This window comes from Paraburkholderia sp. JPY465 (assembly GCF_050436725.1).
GTDB classification, from domain to species: Bacteria; Pseudomonadota; Gammaproteobacteria; order Burkholderiales; family Burkholderiaceae; genus Paraburkholderia; species Paraburkholderia youngii.
Genome location: NZ_JBNDMT010000003.1, coordinates 460,646 through 478,057, shown reverse-complemented (window position 1 = coordinate 478,057; position 17,412 = coordinate 460,646). Strand labels below are relative to the sequence as shown.

Below are 17,412 nucleotides of genomic sequence, written 5' to 3'. Positions count from 1 at the left end.
AAGGGGCTCGAGCGCCTGACGGAATACAGAGCCGTCACAGCGAGCGGCGCCGCGCGGATCGGGGGGTTCCAGCCGGGATCGACCGGTCTGCTGGCATGGGAATGCAGCACCGGCGATCGGGCCTGATTTGTCAGGCGCCCCTGACAATCGGTGCGGTGGATGGCGGATCGAGCTCCTTTTGTGGCCGAATAGTGCCGGGTATTTTGAAGCAAATCGTCGAGGAAAGACGTATCCATCTGTATCCGCGCCTGCCGCGCAACACATTGTTAGACGATTTGACGCAGCCGGCCGCGGCGACGCACCGGAAGGCCGTTTTCGCGCGTCGGCGCTGGCGTGCCAACGCCGACAGAAGCGAGCAAAAAACCTTTCATTGGTCTTTCGCGCAATACGTCGTAGAGCGAAAACACCCCCGCCGCGTCGTCGGCGCCCGAATAACATTCGTCACAACGATGCTGCGGCGCCTGCTATACTCCGCCCCTCATTGGGGAGTAGCCGCCCCGCGGCACGTCCGCACCGCTTCGCCGGTGCGTCGCACGTGTGGCTCGCGGGGGCGCCTGTCAACACACTTGGCCAGCACGGCCATGGCAGTCGCAGCCTCTGGCCTGGCGAGACCGATGATCCACACGCGCCGCAACAGGGCCCGGCGTGTCGTGGGTCGTCGCTCGTTCATCTTCGGCCCGAGGAATCCATTCAACGTGAATCAAGCTTTTCTCATTTCGACCGGCGCGGTCGCGCTCGCCGAAATCGGCGACAAGACTCAACTGCTGTCGCTCGTGCTCGCCGCGCGCTATCGCAAGCCGATGCCGATTATTCTCGGCGTGCTCGCGGCGACGCTGATCAATCACGCAGGCGCCGGCGCGCTCGGCGCGTGGCTCGGCTCGATGCTGACGCCGACCGTCATGCGCTGGGCGCTGGCGGCGTCGTTCATCGGCATGGGGCTGTGGATTCTGGTGCCAGACAAGCTCGAAGATGAGGAAGCCAACACGAACCGCACGCACTTCGGCGTGTTCGGCGCCACGGTCGTCACGTTCTTCCTTGCCGAGATGGGCGACAAGACGCAGATCGCGACGGTCGCCCTCGCCGCGCGCTTTCACGATTTCTTCGGCGTGGTGGCCGGCACGACGCTCGGCATGATGATCGCGAACGTGCCGGCGATCCTGCTCGGCGACCGCTTCGCGCATCGTCTGCCGACCAAGCTCGTGCACGGCATCGCCGCGGTGATGTTCGTCGTGCTGGGCGCAATGGCCTTGTTCGGGGTCGGGGTCTGAGCTACTGCGCCGGCTTCGGCGCCGGCGCCGGACCTGCGGGCGGCGGCGCCGCTGGCAGAGACACTTCGTTCGCAGCCGCGCCGCCGCCGAGCGGGATCTTCACGGTATGCACGGCGCCGTTGGCCAGCGGGAAGTCCGCCAGCGCGCTACGCGCCAGATAAGGCATCGCCCGCACCAGCGACGACTCCTCGCCGAAATTGCGCGCCGTCACGTTGTAGACCTCCCGGCCGCTCGCACGCTCGGTGATCCGGATGCCGAGCAGATGCGTGTACACCGGGTAGCTCTGGTTCACGTATGTCGCCGGGAACGGCCCCCACGGACCCCACGGATCGAACGGCCGGCCCCAGTAAGGGCCGGGCCACGGGTTGTAGTAGACCGGCTGCGCGACGGTCACGACATCCGAGCGGATGCCATAGGCGAGCTCCACGAGATAACGCGCGTCGTCGTGAGGGACTTCGCGGAACGCGTGCACGGCGAGCTCGTTTGCGACGATCCGCTCGTAGGCGCTCAGTTCGAGATTGTTCTTCTGATCCTCGTGGCGCGTGAACGCATAGGTGCGGGTTGAGTCGCTGCCGGTCCAGTCGGAGAACGCCGTGACCTGTGTCGTCACGTAGGTCGTGCAGCCGGACAGCAGCACGCTCAGCGCGACGAACAGCAACGCGACGCGGCGGGTCCATCGATCGAAATTCATGGTCTGCCTCGTGATGCCTCTGATTGCATCTATTCTGCTTCGGTTAAAACTCTGCTTCAGCCGCGATTATTCCGTCGCGCGAAGCGCTCGCCGGCTGACGCTGCCGGGTCTCCGCCACGCGCGGCGCCCGATATTACGCTGACCTCGGCAGCCAGCAAAAGGTTCTTGCCCTGCCCGTCGAAACCGGACGCGCTGCCCGGCGCCGAAACTGGGCCCCCTTCCCCTCCGCACGATTGCCCGAGGCTTTGTACAATGAGTCGACCAAGCCCGGCTCGCGCGCCGTTTGCGCGCTCGACCGCTCGAGTACACCACCAAAGAACACCATGGCCGATACCGCAACGCCCAATGTGATCCGCCGCGCCGATTACGCGCCGCCCGCCTTCCTGATCGACACCGTCGCGCTCGAGTTCGATCTGGTCCCCGAACGCACGGTCGTCAGGAACACGATGCGCGTGCGCCGCAACCCGGATGCGTCGCGTGCCGCGCATCTCGAACTGATGGGTGAGCAGCTGGAGTTCGTCAGCGCCGAAATCGACGGCAAGCCGTTTGCGAACGCGCATCCGCACGAGCACGGCCTGCTGCTCGACAACGTGCCGGACAGCTTCGAGCTGACTCTCACGAGCATCTGCAATCCCGCGGAAAACACCACGCTGTCGGGGCTGTACGTGTCGAGCGGCAACTTCTTCACGCAGTGCGAAGCCGAAGGCTTTCGCCGCATCACCTACTTCCTCGACCGCCCTGACGTAATGGCGAGCTTCACGGTCACGCTGCGCGCGAGCAAGGCGGACTATCCGGTGCTGCTGTCGAACGGCAATCTGCTCGAAGAAGGCGAGCTGCCCGACGGCCGTCATTTCGCGCGCTGGGAAGATCCGTTCAAGAAGCCGAGCTATCTGTTCGCGCTCGTCGCGGGCAAGCTCGTCGCGCTCGAAGAACGCGTGAAGACCGGCTCGGGCAAGGAAAAGCTGCTGCAAGTGTGGGTCGAGCCGCATGATCTCGACAAGACCCGTCACGCGATGGATTCGCTGATCCACTCGATCCGCTGGGACGAAGAGCGCTTCGGGCTCGAACTCGATCTGGACCGCTTCATGATCGTCGCGGTCAGCGACTTCAACATGGGCGCGATGGAGAACAAGGGGCTCAACATCTTCAACACGAAGTACGTGCTCGCGAATCCCGAAACGGCCACCGATACCGACTTCGCGAACATCGAGGCGGTGGTCGGCCACGAGTACTTCCACAACTGGACCGGCAACCGCGTGACCTGCCGCGACTGGTTCCAGCTGAGCCTGAAGGAAGGCCTGACCGTGTTCCGCGACCAGGAGTTTTCGGCCGACATGGCAGGCGGCGCCAGCGACGAAGCCGCGCGCGCGACCAAGCGCATCGAGGACGTGCGGGTGCTGCGCCAGATGCAGTTCGCCGAGGACGCGGGTCCGATGGCGCATCCGGTGCGCCCGGAGAGCTACGTCGAGATCAACAACTTCTACACGATGACCGTATACGAGAAAGGCTCGGAAGTCGTGCGGATGTATCAGACGCTGTTCGGCCGCGACGGCTTTCGCAAGGGCATGGACCTGTACTTCAAGCGTCACGACGGCCAGGCCGTGACCTGCGACGACTTCCGTCACGCGCTCGCCGACGCGAACGGCCGCGACCTCGCGCAATTCGAGCGCTGGTATAGCCAGGCCGGCACGCCGCGCGTGTCGGTGCGCACGCGCTACGACGACGCGCAGCAGCGCTACAGCGTGACGCTGCGCCAAGGCTACGGCGACGCGGTGCCCGCCGCGCGCGAAACGCAGAAGGGTCCGCTGCTGATTCCGTTCGCGATCGGTCTGATCGGCAACGACGGCCGCGATCTGCCGCTGCAGCTCGACGGCGAGGCAAAGGCGTCGGATTCGACCACGCGCGTGCTGGAATTCGCGCAGACCGAGCAGACCTTCACGTTCGTCAACGTCGGGCAGGAACCGCTGCCGTCGCTGCTGCGCAATTTCTCGGCACCTGTGATCGTCGAATACGACTACACGGCCGAACAGCTCGCGTTCCTGCTCGCGCACGACAGCGATCCGTTCAACCGCTGGGAGGCCGGCCAGCGGCTCGCCACCCGCGAGCTGCTCGCGCTGGCCACGCGCGCGGCCACGGGCGCGGCGCTGCAGCTCGACGACTCGGTGGTCGCCGCGTTCGCGCGCGTTCTGACCGACGAGACGCTGTCGCCGGCATTCCGTGAACTCGCGCTGATGCTGCCGTCCGAAGCGTATCTGGCCGAGCAGATGGCCGAGTCGAACCCGGCCGCGGTGCACGCGGCACGGCAGTTCGTGCGCAAGCGCCTCGCCAATGCGCTGCGTGACGACTGGCTCAAGGTCTACGAGCAGCATCGCACGCCGGGCGTCTATGAGGCGACGCCGGAGGCCGCCGGTCATCGCGCGCTGAAGAATCTCGCGCTGTCGTATCTGACCGAGCTCGACGATTCCGCGGACGCCGTACGCCTTGCCTCCGCGCAATATGAAACCGCGAACAACATGACCGACCGCGCGGCCGCGCTGTCGGCGCTGCTCAACGCGGCCGCGCCGCAAGGCGGCAGCCCCGAGGCGCAGCACGCGCTCGACGACTTCTATCGACGCTTCGAGAAAGAGCCGCTCGTCATCGACAAATGGTTCGCGTTGCAGGCCACGCAGCGCGGCGGCGCACAGCATCCGGTGATCGATACGGTGCGCAAGCTGATGACGCATCCGGCCTTCAACCTGAAGAACCCGAACCGGGCACGTTCGCTGATTTTCAGCTTCTGCGCGGCGAACCCCGCGCAGTTCCACGCGGCAGATGGCTCCGGCTACGCATTCTGGGCCGAGCAGGTGATCGCGCTCGACGCGCTCAATCCGCAGGTGGCCGCGCGCCTCGCGCGTTCGCTCGAGCTGTGGCGACGCTTCACGCCAGCGCTGCGCGACAGCATGCGTGCGGCGCTCGAGAAAGTGGCCGCGCAGGTCAAGTCGCGCGACGTGCGCGAAATCGTCGAGAAGGCGTTGGCGTGATGCCTCGCTGAGTTCTCGAGTCGCATCGGAAAGCCGGCACGCGTTGCCGGCTTTTTTTCGCGCAGCTTTTTCGTTGATGGGCTGCGCTCACCCGGTCGTGGCACGCCGTTAGCCATTTGGCCGACTGTTCATCGGACCTCGGCGGGGAGAAAGTATACGCACACGTTTAATGGTTTACATTTAACGCAATGCGTTATACGCTTCGATGATCACGACATTCGCAGACAAGGCCACCGCAAGAATTTTCCAGGGCAGGTTCGTGCATACGTTGCCGCGCTCGATCCAGGCGCTAGCGCATCGCAAGCTGCTGATAATCGACGCCGCGAGCTCGATCGCAAATTTGCACGCGCCGCCCGGAAACCGGCTCGAAGCCTTGCAGGGCCAGCGCTGTGGGCAGTGGAGCATCCGCATCAATGCGCAGTGGCGCATCTGTTTTCATTTCGTCGGCGAGGACGCGCTGAATGTCGAGATCGTCGACTATCACTGACTACTGGAGACCGACATGGTCATCAAACGCTCCGCGCTGAAGAACATCGATTTCTCCGACATCGATATGGGCGCGGCCATTGACGAGATCCATCCTGGCGAAATTCTGCGCAGCGAGTTCCTCGAGCCGCTCGGCATGTCCGTCAATGCGCTCGCGCTTGCATTGCGGGTGCCGGCGCCACGCATCAACGACGTCGTGCGCGGCCGCCGCGCCATTTCCGCCGATACCGCGCTGCGGCTCGAGCGCTACTTCGGCGCGAGCGCGCAGTTCTGGCTCAATCTGCAAATCGCCTACGATCTGCGCGTCGCCACCGCCGCCGCCGGCGAGCAGATCGAACGGGAAATCGAACCGATGCCGCGCGCCGAGCGCCCGAAGCTGCCCAGCGTGCCCGCCGGGCACGCGCGGGCCGCGGCGCTCGCGGCCAGCGTCAGCGGCAACATCTCGGCCAGGACGCGCCGCAAGACCTGAAGGCGGCCGTGCGGCCAAAAGCACGGAGCCGACACACACGAGCGGTTAAAATCCCATCATTCTTCTAGCCTTCCCGGAGTACAGCAATGTCTTTGCAACGTCGTACCACTCTCACGAAGTACCTGATCGAGCAGCAGCGTGAAACCAACAACCTGCCCGCCGATCTGCGCCTGTTGATCGAAGTCGTTGCGCGCGCGTGCAAGGCGATCAGCTACCACGTCAGCAAAGGCGCGCTCGGCGATGCCCTCGGCTCGGCGGGCAGCGAAAACGTTCAGGGCGAAGTGCAGAAGAAGCTCGACATCCTGTCGAACGAAATTCTGCTCGAGGCGAACGAATGGGGCGGCAACCTCGCGGGCATGGCCTCCGAGGAAATGGAACAGTTCTTCCCGATTCCGGCCAACTATCCGAAGGGCGAATATCTGCTCGTGTTCGATCCGCTCGACGGCTCGTCGAACATCGACGTCAACGTGTCGATCGGCACGATCTTCTCGGTGCTACGCTGCCCGGACGGCCACCAGGCCACCGAGCAATCGTTTCTGCAGCCGGGCACGGAGCAGGTCGCCGCGGGCTATGCGGTGTACGGCCCGCAAACGGTGCTCGTGCTGACCACCGGTAACGGTGTGAACTGCTTTACGCTCGATCGCGAGCTCGGCTCGTGGGTGCTCACGCAAAGCGACATGCGTATTCCCGTCGAAACCCGCGAGTACGCGATCAACGCCTCGAACGAACGCCACTGGTATCCGCCGGTTCAGCAATACATCGGCGAACTGAAAGCGGGCAAGGAAGGTTCGCGGCAGGCTGACTTCAACATGCGCTGGATCGCATCGATGGTCGCCGACGTGCATCGCATCCTGAATCGCGGCGGCATCTTCATGTACCCGGCCGACAAGCGCACGCCGGACAAGCCGGGCAAGCTGCGTCTGATGTACGAAGCCAATCCGATGGCGTTCATCGTCGAGCAGGCGGGCGGCGCCGCAACCAACGGCGAGAAGCGTATTCTCGACGTCCAGCCAAAGAGCCTGCACGAGCGCGTCGCGGTGTTCCTCGGCTCGAAGAATGAGGTCGATCGCGTGACTCGCTATCACCTCGAAGCGAAGAAGTGATCTCGAAAGAAAAAATGCATCAAGGGGCTTGCCAAGTCACTGAAGTAGTCCCTATAATCTCGTTTCTCCTGATGCCGGAATAGCTCAGACGGTAGAGCAGCGCATTCGTAATGCGAAGGTCGGGGGTTCGATTCCTCTTTCCGGCACCATCAAGTTTCAAGCAAAAAGCCCAGTCCTCATGACTGGGCTTTTTGTTTTGCCGTCGCGCGAAACATTGCCGGTCTGCCGCCTTGACGAGCCGAAACAGCCTGTAGCAAGCAATGCCGTTCGGCACTGATCGACTACGACACGAAGAGCCAGTTCAGCGCGTTCTCGAGATCCATTGGACGAGCAGCACGTTCTCGCGTGCGGTGTGCGCGTTCCAGCCTAGTCTGGAACGCGGAGCGGGTCGTACGACCGTTGCATCGCAAGGTTGCGCGCAACGACGGCATCGGCCCGTGGGGTCGGCTGCTCGGACGCGCCGTATGCGGCTATCGCTTGCGCGGGTGCCGACGCAAACCACAAGATCCTGCCGGCGCACTCGATGCCAACCTGACGTCCGTCCCAGTACACAGCGTTTTCCATTGCGACCTCTCTCCCAAACATGCAGAACGTCATGATCCGCTCGGCGCGTCGCGCGTCCGTCTGCCAACGCACGTCGATTCATCGGTAGTCGCTTCCATCATAGGAGGCGCGACGGGCTCCGTTCGACTTGTCGCCAAATGCAGTCCTTTTGTCACAGCAATCCGGGAATGGGTTTGCCAACCCACTGTCAGCATTTAATTAACGACAAATTCCTTAAACAGTGTTTTGTCCGGTCAACGCGGCGCGGAATGTGCCGTTTACTAGGTATTAGGCAGACAGTTACGCAATCCGCAAATTACGAACGTCCAGTTCACAAACGCGAAAATCCTGCCAATGCGGCAACGCACAAATTTGTCACGTGTTATTCACAAAGAACGTCAAATCCAGTGCACGGAAATATCGATCGGTCGTGCTCAAACGCAGGTGGGGCAAGGCGCGAAAGGGAATGGCGGAGGGAGCCGGGATTGGGACGATTTGGCGCTGGCAATTAAGCGGATCAAGCAGATCGCGAAACCCAACCGATAGTTAGACGATAAATTTTATTCAATCCCTCTGCTGATGTGTCGGCTTGTGCCGTTAAAGCAACAGAGTATGTATGACGCGCATCGGACACTGGTGCGATGCGGGGAACGAGGCCGATAATCGGTTCGCAAAGGAGAAAGATCATGGATGCCAAACCACCGAAGATTCCGACCCCGGACAAAGTTTTTTACCCGGATCCGGAACCTGTGGCCGTCGAGTTTTTGGGAGCCGAACTTCCCGAGCATGTTCGCGCTTTCTTCGACGAACAACGCAAGTCGTGCGATCCGAAGTAACGGACCACTGGCGCGGCGCAGCATTCGCGCCCGTTGATTTCATGCGCGGCGAATTTTCGCGCCGTCATTACGCGTCCGACGCCTCCGTCAGGACGCTGGGTTTGCTCGCCTGATCAGAGCAGCTACGCTGGGCCGCACGGCTCGAGCGTACGAATACGCGCGCCCTTCCCGCGCCCAATTACCTCTCCGTCAACTTGTGTAAAGCGGCCCGACGTGCGCCGTTTGCCGGGCATCATTTATTCTTTTGGTTTTTCCGTCAACGGCCGCCCGGCCACGTCCACCTCATGAATCGTTTGCATCGCTTCGGCGCGTCATGCGCGCTCGCCATCGCCGCCACCGTCGCTTTCTCGCCCGCCCCTGCCCTCGCCGATGGTGACGACACCGCGCTCACGAACCTGATCGCACTGGTTTCGCAGCGTCTCGCGCTCGCGGAGCCGGTCGCGCGCTGGAAGTGGGCGAACCATCAGCCGATCACCGATACGCCGCGCGAAAACGCGCTGCTCGCCGAAGTCGAAAAGCGCGCCGCGGCGGCAAACGTCGATCCGGCGTTCGCCCGCGCGTTCTTCCGGGATCAGATCGATGCGAGCAAAGACGTGCAGAACGCGCTCTTCGCGAAATGGCGCAGCACCCAGCCGCCGCAAGGTCCCGCGCCCGATCTCGCAACCAGCACGCGACCGCAACTCGACAAGCTGACGCAATCGTTGATGGCGAGCCTGGCGCGCGTGCAGCCGCTGCGCGCCGCGGACGATTGTCCGTCGCGCGTCGCGCAATCGCTGGCTAACTGGAAAACGCTGACGCGCTATGACTCCGCGCATTCCAGCGCGATGACGCGCGCGCTAGGTCACGTGTGCGAGACCGGTGGAGTCGGCGCGACCGGCTGATTCCGGCAACGCTGCGGCGAGCGCACACTGCATAGGCGTCACAGGACGATGCTCGACTCGGGCGCGTCACGCGGCACACTCAACGGCATCACGCGCAGACCACGCGCCAGGTGGCTTTGCAGGATACGGTACGTCGACAATTCGAACGCCCCCGCCAGCGTCGACGCATGCAGTTGCCCCGCCTGCACGAGCGACGGCGCGTGCCCGAGGTAACGCCAGCGATCGACCACGTGAAAGACGCGCTGTGCGTCCTCACGCTCCTCGAACACGATCGGCCCGTCGAACGGCCAGGGAGCGCTCGCGGGATCGCTCTTCGTCACGCGCGGCAAACGGTTGTGGCCCGGCCGCAGCGTCGCGATCCACTGCGCCTCCGCGAGCATCGCGCCGAGTTCGCCGCCCGTCGCGCGCCATTCGACGCGCCGCACCAGCTGCGCAAGCCGCATATCCTTCGACGAACGCCGCTCGCCGGTGAGATGCGAGCGCAGCCGCTGACGCACGCGCACGCTGCGGCCGACATACAGCGGCGCATCGCCTTCGCCATAGAACGCATACACGCCACAGCCTGCCGGCGCGGTGTCGAGCAGGTCTTCGGTGATGTCGCCGGCGAGCCGGTAGCGACGCGTGGTGCGCTCGATCTGCGCACGCAGCGCGTCGAGCGGTACGAGCGTCGGTAGACGCTGCCAGAACTGCCAGATCAGATCGGCGTCGGCGAGCGCGCGGTGACGGTCGGACGGCACCAGCGCATGACGTTCGACGAGCGCGTCGAGACCATGGCGCTTTTCGCCGGGAAACAGCGCGCGCGACAGCCGTACCGTGCAAAGCACGTCCGGATCGAACGCAATTCCGGCGCGACGAAATTCGCCGCGTAAAAATCCGCGATCGAAACTCGCGTTGTGCGCGACGAACAGCTTGCCGTTCAGGCGCTCGAACAGCGCAGGCGCGATCGACTCGAACGTAGGTGCGCCGCGCACCATATCGTTCGTGATGCCGGTCAGTTGCTGGATGAACGACGGAATGGGCTGCTGCGGGTTGATCAGGCTGCTCCACCGCGATACGCCGGCCGGCCCGACTTCGACGACGCCAACCTCGGTAATGCGGTGCTCGCTCGTCGAGCCGCCGGTCGTCTCGAGGTCGACGAAAACGATGGGTGCATCGAGTGCCGGTTCCGGCGAAAGCAGTTCAGACATGGGGCAAGAGATTCGGATGCGTGAATTTGCGGCAAGTATGCACCAGCTGGACGGTGCGCATCCACACTGTGCGCCGTCCGCAGGCAGAAACTGCGTCGACAGGGACCCTCAATTTGCGCAGATATTCCGCGGACGCTTAAACCAATAATCCGGGAGTAGCCAATCCGTTTCAATTAATATCTTCCGACAATAATACGTATCGTTGAACCACGCAGATACCGAAGATCCTGGCTCGATAAAATAAAAAACCCTCGCGCGACGGCGAGGGTTTTTGGCTCCCGACTGCGCGGGCGGCGCGCCCGGCGCAGCGCATTCACAGCGGCTGAATGTTGGCCGCCTGCTTGCCCTTCGGGCTGGTCTTGACTTCAAAAGACACCCGCTGGTTTTCCTTCAACGACTTGAAGCCCTCGCTGCGGATCTCCGAAAAGTGCGCAAAAAGATCCTCGCCACCCGCGTCCGACGTGATAAAGCCAAAACCCTTAGCATCGTTGAACCATTTGACGACACCAGTTTCCATTTCCTGTTTTCCCTCGGTGATTTATGCAAAGCGGGCATTGCCCTTGAATCGATCCCACCCCGATTCAGTTGCCCATATCTGATCAAGACAAAAATCAGAAACAGCAATCAAATTCGGCTTTGCCGTTATACGGGGAACAGAGAATCGCCGTCAAGTAAACTTTTCATACGCGTTTAGCGTATAAAGAGATATCACTTCAAATCGCATGGATATACGCACACTGTCAAAGTTACCTGGAATGATTTAACCAGCCAAGAAACGGAAAAACTTGCAAAAAATATGCAATGGGAATGTAACAAAATCCAAGTTTGCGTAAGTGTTTGTCCGACTTGTTGCTGCGCAGTCCGACTCGCATGATGCATATCAGTGGTAGCGATGTGCTTCAGGAGGTTGTCATGTTCCAGGAAATTCGCCGTCTCTTCGCCTGGCTCACTCATTCGCCTGCAAAGGCCATACCAGACCAACCTGCAACCATGGACTCATCCACGGTTTTCGACTTCGATCCAATGTGGCACGGGGACCATTGGCAGAATTTGCTCTCCTCGCCGATGGATGCGCGCCGTTATGTGATCGAAGACTGGAGCGTGTCCGCGCAGGATGATTGGGGCGACGCGGAAGGCACCGCACCCGCTCACTAGAGCAGCTCGCGAAGATCGTTCGCAAAAAAAAAAGCGCGACTGGAAGGTCGCGCTGACAAAGGTTGGAGATCTTTTTCGTCAACGAAAAAGTCTGCTTCGAAAAGCAGAAATTAAAGTATAGCGGTCGTATTCGATTTCGATTATTCACACAATTAACAATCATCTATTGCCGGAGTAACAACAATCGTTTTTCCGTATTTCTTGCCGTTGTTTTTCCGCATCGTTCGGTGTCGCGAATCAGCAACGCGCTTTAGGAAAGAACAGACGCCGAATGCCGCCGAGTCGGCGCAAAGCCTTTATCCATAAGGCTCAAATGGCGAACCATGATCGTTTCTCGTTGCGTAATACTTTATTGCGCGAATCGGAACATCAACTCCCGGAAGTGTCTCTCTACACTCTGCGTAATCGGAAACCGGCGCGGATCTGGTCAACGCGCTTCTCACGCGGATTCCGCTTCTCGCAGCGCTCGCGTGAAGGTCTCCTAAGCCAGGGTTTTATACCTCTCTCGCTCTTGGAGTTATATCAATGAAGAAGACACTCATGGTCGCTGCCCTGTCGGGCGTTTTCGTCACGGCAGCGCACGCGCAAAGTAGCGTCACCCTGTATGGCCTGATCGACGCCGGGATTACTTATACGAACAACCAGCGCGTCAGTGCTACTCAGCACGGCGCCAACGTTGCGATGACGAGCGGTTCGGTGAACGGTAGCCGGTGGGGCCTGCGTGGCGCTGAAGATCTTGGCGGTGGTCTGAAGGCCATCTTCACGTTGGAAAACGGCTTTGGCATCAACGACGGCACGCTCAAGCAGCAAAGCCGTATGTTCGGCCGGCAGGCGTTCGTTGGTCTGTCGAGCGACCAGTTCGGCGCTGTCACGCTCGGCCGTCAATATGACAGCATGGTCGACTTCGTCGGCCCGCTGGCGCTCACCGGCACGCAATACGGCGGCACCCAGTTCGCCCACCCGTTCGACAACGACAACCTGAACAACTCGTTCCGTATCAACAACTCGGCCAAGTACACGAGCGCGAACTACGGCGGCTTCAAGTTCGGCGCGTTGTACGGCTTTTCGAACCAGGCTAGCGGCTTCGCGAACAACCGCGCATACAGCGCGGGCGCATCGTACAACTGGGGCGGCCTGAACGTCGCAGCCGCTTACTTGCAACTGAACGCCAACGGCGCAACCAGCGCAGCCGCAGCGTTCAATTCGGGTGGCGCAGTGTCGGGCGACAACACGTTCTTCGCGCAACGTCAGCAAACATGGGGCGCAGGCGCCAACTATGCGTTCGGCCCGGCAACCGTTGGCATCGTGTACTCGCAGACGAACCTGCATGGCCTCGTCGGCATCAGCCAGGGTTCATCGGGTGTCTCGGGCGGTATCGGCTTCCCGTCCAACAGCGCCCAGTTCCAGAATTTCGAGGGCAACGCTCGTTACGCTCTGACACCTGCGATCAGCATTGCCGCCGCGTACACGTACACCCGCGCTAACCTGTCCAGCACGCACGTGCACTGGAACCAGGTCGATCTGCAAACCGCATACGCGTTGTCCAAGCGTACCGACGTGTACCTGCAAGGCGTGTATCAGGCAGCAAACGAAGGCTCGATCGTCCCCGCCTTCATCAATGGCGTGGGTAACGCTTCGGGCAACAACAAGCAAGTCGCTGTGACGGCTGGTCTGCGTCACCGCTTCTAAGCACCGCGCAAGGACTGGCAGTAGAGAAGGCGCCGTTCGCGGCGCCTTTTTTATGTTCGCGCCGAAGTGGTCTTTCGCCAGACTTTGCCTGCGCCTCCGCCAGCGCCCTAGCGGCCGGCATCGGGTGGCGGGTACTTGACGTCGAGAATGTCGATCGGTTGCGGCCCGGCCGGCGTGAACAGCGTGACCGTATCGCCGATTTTGGCCTTCAGCAACGCACGCGCAATGGGCGAAATCCAGCTTACGTGCCCAATGTCCAAGTCGACCTCGTCGACACCGACGATCGTCACCTTATGCTCTTCGCCGTCCTCGGTCGCGTAATCGACCGTCGCGCCGAAGAACACCTGATCGACGTTTTCCTGCCGGCTGCTATCGACGACCTCGGCCAGATCAAGCCGCTTGGTCAGGAAACGGATGCGACGGTCAATTTCGCGCAAACGTCGTTTGCCGTAGATGTAGTCGCCGTTCTCCGAACGGTCGCCGTTCGACGCCGCCCACGACACCAGCTTGACGACCTCGGGCCGCTCGACATCGATCAGATGCAGCAACTCATCGCGCATACGCCGATGACCGGCGGGAGTCATGTAGTTTTTGGTGCCTGCGGGCACGTCGGGCTGGGTGACGTCGAGATCGTCGTCGTTGTCCTCACTCGACTCTTTGACAAAGGCCTTGTTCATAATCATCCGTTAACAGCAGCTAGCATCAACCTGATAAGAGGTTACACGATCGGGCCCGCGACACAAATCGCCGTGACGGGCTTCCATTTTTCAAATCTGTTGGCTATAATCTCGTTTCTGTGTGCGGCTGTAGCTCAGTTGGATAGAGTACTTGGCTACGAACCAAGGGGTCGTGGGTTCGAATCCTGCCAGCCGCGCCACCTTATTCGAGAACTGCCTTGCTGAGAGTTCTCAGGTTTCACCGGTTTTTGCAGTAAGCATCACCGTTTGCGTGCGGCTGTAGCTCAGTTGGATAGAGTACTTGGCTACGAACCAAGGGGTCGTGGGTTCGAATCCTGCCAGCCGCGCCACCTATGAAGGGCCTTCCAATCGGAAGGCCCTTTGTTTTTCTGGCGCACCGTGCGCCAGCTCAACGTGGCGGCGACTGGATATCCCCAATCTGCCCGTCCGGGTGCGGCAAGTCCTCGACGACCCCGCCTACCGTCTGCTCGCTGATCGTCTCGGCCCGCATGCCGGTCAGTGCTTGGCGCTCGCGCAGCACGTCGTCGACGGTATCGCCGAAATGGCTCGCGACGAACGCCCGCAGCAAAGCAATGCGCAGCGACTCGCCGCTCCCCTCCGAGGCCCGCTGTCCGCCCTTGAACTCCGCGACGCACAACGCACCCTTTTCGTTCTGCTCGCGCACATCGAGCCGCATCGCGCGCTCGAGCACAACGGCAGCCGTCTCCCATGACGCGCAAGGCGTGAAACGCCCATCCCACGGACGACCTCGATCGTTGCCGCGGATCGCAACAGTCTCGCCACTATCGGTAAAGTAGATTTCACGCACGAAGTCGTGCAGGCTGCGCGCCACCCAGTAATCGAGCGCCACGCCAGCGAGGTCGGATACGTTCATCTGCGTTCTCCCCGGGGTTCAGGTGAGACCTGCCTTCAGTTGTATCCTGAGCCGCACGAAAGATGCCTGACTTGCGTGACGCGCCAGTCCGGGCCGCGCCGACGCCCAGTCCGAAGCCGCTCAGTAATCCGCGCGCTCGCGGTCGATACGCATGCCGCCGTCGTGGCGGTGATGCCCTTCTTCGCTCGGCCGCTCACGCGTGATGCGCATCACGTCAGGATTGGTGCGCACGCGCCGCATCACATTGGCCAGGTGCACACGGTCGCTGACCTGAATCACGAAGCGCAGAATCGTGGATTCCTGCGACAGATCTTCGTCCATCGCGATATGGACGATGTTCGCGTCCGCCGACGTGATGTCGGCCGCTACGCGGGCGAACACGCCCTTGGTATTCTTAACCAGCACCTTGACCGCGACATCGAACAGACGCCCCGGCTGCGGCGCCCACGCAACGTCGATCCAGCGCCCCGGGTCGCGGCGGTGGATACGCTGCGCGACGCGGCAGTCGGTGGTATGGATCGCCATGCCAAGGCCGATGCCGATATAGCCCATGATGTCATCACCCGGAATCGGACGGCAACACGCGGACAGTTGCACCGACATGCCCTCCGTACCGGTGATGACGACCGGGGGCGCATGCGGCGTCGAACCGGACTCGGAGCGCGAGCCGTCATCGTCGGCGTCGCGCCCGCTCATCAGCACTTCGATGCGCTTGGCCATCACCGCCGCGACGCGCCGGCCGAGACCGATGTCCGCGAAAATTTCCTGACGGTTCTTGTTGCCCGTCCACTGCACGAGCTTTTCCCACGCTTCCGGCGTCACGTCCGACAGCGCGAGGCCGTAGCCCTTCAACGCCTGATCGACGAGACGCTCGCCGAGTTGCACCGACTCGTTCAGGCGCATCGTCTTCAGATAATGACGGATCGCCGAGCGCGCCTTGCCGCTGCGCACGAAGCCTAGCCATGCGGGGTTCGGCTTCGAATAGGGCGCCGTGATGACTTCGACGATGTCGCCGCTCTTCAGCTCGGTACGCAACGGCAACAGCTCGTTGTTGATCTTCACCGCGACGCATTGGTTGCCGAGGTCGCTGTGGATCGAATACGCGAAGTCGAGCGCGGTGGCGCCGCGCGGCAGCGCCATGATCTTCGACTTCGGCGTGAACACGTAGACCGCGTCCGGGAACAGGTCGATCTTTACGTGCTCGAGGAATTCGCTCGAATCGCCCGCTTCGCTCTGAATATCGAGCAGCGACTTCAGCCACTGGTGCGCGCGCTTTTGCACGTCGTTCAGGTCGGCGCTGCCGTTCTTGTACAGCCAATGCGCGGCAACGCCCGCTTCGGCGATCTCGTGCATCTTGCGTGTGCGCACCTGAAACTCGATCGGCGCGCCGAACGGGCCGACGAGCGTGGTATGCAGCGACTGATAGCCGTTCACCTTCGGGATCGCGATGTAATCCTTGAACTTGCCCGGAACGGGCTTGAACAGCGCATGCAGCGCACCGATGCAGGTATAGCACTCGAGCGCGCTGTCGACGACCACGCGAAAACCATACACGTCGAGCACCTGCGAGAACGACAGCTGCTTGTCGCGCATCTTCTTGTAGATGCTGAAGATGGTTTTCTCGCGACCGGTGACTTCGGCGTCGATCTTTGCGTCGGCAATCGCGCGCTGCACCGATTCGAGAATCTTGCCGACCACCTCGCGACGATTACCGCGCGCCGCCTTCACGGCTTTTTCGAGCGTCGCGTAACGGTGCGGGTTGAAATTCGCGAAGCTCAGGTCCTGCAGCTCGCGATAGGTATTGTTCAGACCGAGCCGGTGAGCGATCGGCGCGTAAATGTCGAGCGTTTCGCGTGCCACGCGGCGACGTTTCTCCGGCGGCACCGCGCCGAGCGTGCGCATGTTGTGCAGCCGGTCGGCGAGCTTCACGAGGATCACGCGCACGTCGCGCGCCATCGCGAGCAGCATCTTGCGGAAGTTCTCCGCCTGCGCTTCCTCGCGATTGCGAAACTCCATCTTGTCCAGCTTGGACAACCCGTCGACCAGTTCCGCAACCTTCGCGCCGAAGCGCTCGGCGAGCTCCGCCTTGGTTACGCCCTGGTCTTCCATCACGTCGTGCAAGAGCGCCGCCATGATCGACTGGGCGTCGAGATTCCAGCCCGCGCAGATTTCCGCGACTGCGACCGGATGCGTGATGTAGGGTTCGCCGCTCTGGCGATACTGGCCGAGGTGGGCTTCGTCGCTGAAGTGGAACGCCGCCTTGACGTCCTTGATTTCTTCCGGCGGCAGATAGCCGGACAGCGCGGACGTCAGATTGGCGATGGAGACGACGTCGTGCCGGCGCGGCTGCTCCGGCGTGGCGGTCGGCCCGAACAGATGACGAAACGATTGCTCGAGGACCGCGTCGATGTACTTGCGTGCAGACGACGGCGCGTCGGTGTCGTGTTCCGCTTCCATGGCGGTGGGCGGGGTAGCACTCATGGTCGCCTCCGGTAGCGGTCAGGGTTGGACA

16 protein-coding genes, 3 tRNA genes and 1 riboswitch are annotated in these 17,412 nt (G+C 62.0%); of the genes, 12 read left to right on the top strand and 7 right to left on the bottom strand.

All coding sequences use genetic code 11. The features are described from left to right. The first annotated feature begins 471 nt into the window (after window positions 1–471). A riboswitch (yybP-ykoY riboswitch) is annotated at window positions 472–685 on the top strand. 10 nt (window positions 686–695) lie between these two features. Continuing rightward, window positions 696–1,268, top strand: a complete 573-nt coding sequence (locus QFZ94_RS16810) for a TMEM165/GDT1 family protein (RefSeq protein ID WP_368584905.1) — start codon at window positions 696–698, stop codon at window positions 1,266–1,268. A gap of 1 nt (window position 1,269) precedes the next feature. Here the strand turns inward: QFZ94_RS16810 and QFZ94_RS16805 are convergent, their stop codons facing one another. Further along, window positions 1,270–1,959, bottom strand: a complete 690-nt coding sequence (locus QFZ94_RS16805; protein ID WP_410851913.1) for a DUF4136 domain-containing protein — start codon at window positions 1,957–1,959, stop codon at window positions 1,270–1,272. A gap of 323 nt (window positions 1,960–2,282) precedes the next feature. Here QFZ94_RS16805 and pepN point away from each other — a divergent pair, with 323 nt between their 5' ends. The 5 genes from pepN (at window position 2,283) to QFZ94_RS16780 (ending at window position 7,186) form a co-directional block, all read left to right on the top strand. Beyond that, window positions 2,283–4,979, top strand: a complete 2,697-nt coding sequence (pepN, locus tag QFZ94_RS16800) for an aminopeptidase N (RefSeq protein WP_429458313.1) — start codon at window positions 2,283–2,285, stop codon at window positions 4,977–4,979. Between the two features lie 205 nt (window positions 4,980–5,184). Beyond that, entirely contained in the window at window positions 5,185–5,466 is a 282-nt protein-coding gene (locus tag QFZ94_RS16795) for a type II toxin-antitoxin system RelE/ParE family toxin (RefSeq protein ID WP_429458311.1), read from the top strand. Between the two features lie 15 nt (window positions 5,467–5,481). After that, window positions 5,482–5,934: a HigA family addiction module antitoxin gene (locus QFZ94_RS16790; RefSeq protein ID WP_368584909.1), complete on the top strand. Its 453-nt coding sequence runs from the start codon at window positions 5,482–5,484 to the stop codon at window positions 5,932–5,934. An 86-nt stretch (window positions 5,935–6,020) separates the two neighbouring features. Next, window positions 6,021–7,037, top strand: a complete 1,017-nt coding sequence (locus QFZ94_RS16785; protein ID WP_176381236.1) for a class 1 fructose-bisphosphatase — start codon at window positions 6,021–6,023, stop codon at window positions 7,035–7,037. A 73-nt stretch (window positions 7,038–7,110) separates the two neighbouring features. After that, window positions 7,111–7,186, top strand: a tRNA-Thr gene (locus QFZ94_RS16780). 217 nt (window positions 7,187–7,403) lie between these two features. Here QFZ94_RS16780 and QFZ94_RS16775 read toward each other — a convergent pair. Next, window positions 7,404–7,601, bottom strand: a complete 198-nt coding sequence (locus QFZ94_RS16775; protein WP_368584926.1) for a hypothetical protein — start codon at window positions 7,599–7,601, stop codon at window positions 7,404–7,406. 665 nt (window positions 7,602–8,266) lie between these two features. On the opposite strand from QFZ94_RS16775, the gene QFZ94_RS16770 reads away from it, so the two are divergent. Continuing rightward, window positions 8,267–8,416, top strand: a complete 150-nt coding sequence (locus QFZ94_RS16770) for a hypothetical protein (RefSeq protein ID WP_008921206.1) — start codon at window positions 8,267–8,269, stop codon at window positions 8,414–8,416. Window positions 8,417–8,700: 284 nt separating this feature from the next. Then, window positions 8,701–9,297 (top strand): chorismate mutase, encoded by a 597-nt coding sequence (locus QFZ94_RS16765; protein WP_368584927.1) that lies wholly within the window; start codon window positions 8,701–8,703, stop codon window positions 9,295–9,297. 38 nt (window positions 9,298–9,335) lie between these two features. Here QFZ94_RS16765 and QFZ94_RS16760 read toward each other — a convergent pair whose 3' ends face one another. Both QFZ94_RS16760 and QFZ94_RS16755 read right to left on the bottom strand, forming a co-directional pair. Next, window positions 9,336–10,484, bottom strand: a complete 1,149-nt coding sequence (locus QFZ94_RS16760; RefSeq protein WP_429458308.1) for an exonuclease domain-containing protein — start codon at window positions 10,482–10,484, stop codon at window positions 9,336–9,338. 313 nt (window positions 10,485–10,797) lie between these two features. Next, on the bottom strand, window positions 10,798–11,001 hold the full coding sequence (locus QFZ94_RS16755) for a cold-shock protein (RefSeq protein ID WP_013090197.1): 204 nt from the start codon (window positions 10,999–11,001) through the stop codon (window positions 10,798–10,800). A gap of 395 nt (window positions 11,002–11,396) precedes the next feature. On the opposite strand from QFZ94_RS16755, the gene QFZ94_RS16750 reads away from it, so the two are divergent. Next, window positions 11,397–11,639 carry a hypothetical protein gene (locus QFZ94_RS16750; RefSeq protein ID WP_429458306.1) on the top strand — a complete coding sequence of 81 codons (243 nt, stop codon included), beginning with the start codon at window positions 11,397–11,399 and terminating at the stop codon, window positions 11,637–11,639. A gap of 525 nt (window positions 11,640–12,164) precedes the next feature. Next, window positions 12,165–13,328: a porin gene (locus tag QFZ94_RS16745; RefSeq protein WP_368584930.1), complete on the top strand. Its 1,164-nt coding sequence runs from the start codon at window positions 12,165–12,167 to the stop codon at window positions 13,326–13,328. A gap of 107 nt (window positions 13,329–13,435) precedes the next feature. On the opposite strand, the gene greB is transcribed toward QFZ94_RS16745, so the two are convergent. After that, window positions 13,436–14,005, bottom strand: coding sequence for a transcription elongation factor GreB (gene greB, locus QFZ94_RS16740; protein WP_368584931.1), 570 nt, complete (start codon window positions 14,003–14,005; stop codon window positions 13,436–13,438). Window positions 14,006–14,128: 123 nt separating this feature from the next. Here greB and QFZ94_RS16735 point away from each other — a divergent pair. Continuing rightward, a tRNA-Arg gene (locus QFZ94_RS16735) sits at window positions 14,129–14,205 on the top strand. A gap of 73 nt (window positions 14,206–14,278) precedes the next feature. Continuing rightward, window positions 14,279–14,355 (top strand) — tRNA-Arg (locus QFZ94_RS16730). Window positions 14,356–14,414: 59 nt separating this feature from the next. Here the strand turns inward: QFZ94_RS16730 and QFZ94_RS16725 are convergent. Further along, window positions 14,415–14,900 (bottom strand): phage protein NinX family protein, encoded by a 486-nt coding sequence (locus tag QFZ94_RS16725; protein WP_368584932.1) that lies wholly within the window; start codon window positions 14,898–14,900, stop codon window positions 14,415–14,417. Window positions 14,901–15,020: 120 nt separating this feature from the next. Continuing rightward, window positions 15,021–17,381, bottom strand: a complete 2,361-nt coding sequence (locus QFZ94_RS16720; RefSeq protein ID WP_429458303.1) for a RelA/SpoT family protein — start codon at window positions 17,379–17,381, stop codon at window positions 15,021–15,023. Window positions 17,382–17,412 lie beyond the last annotated feature (31 nt).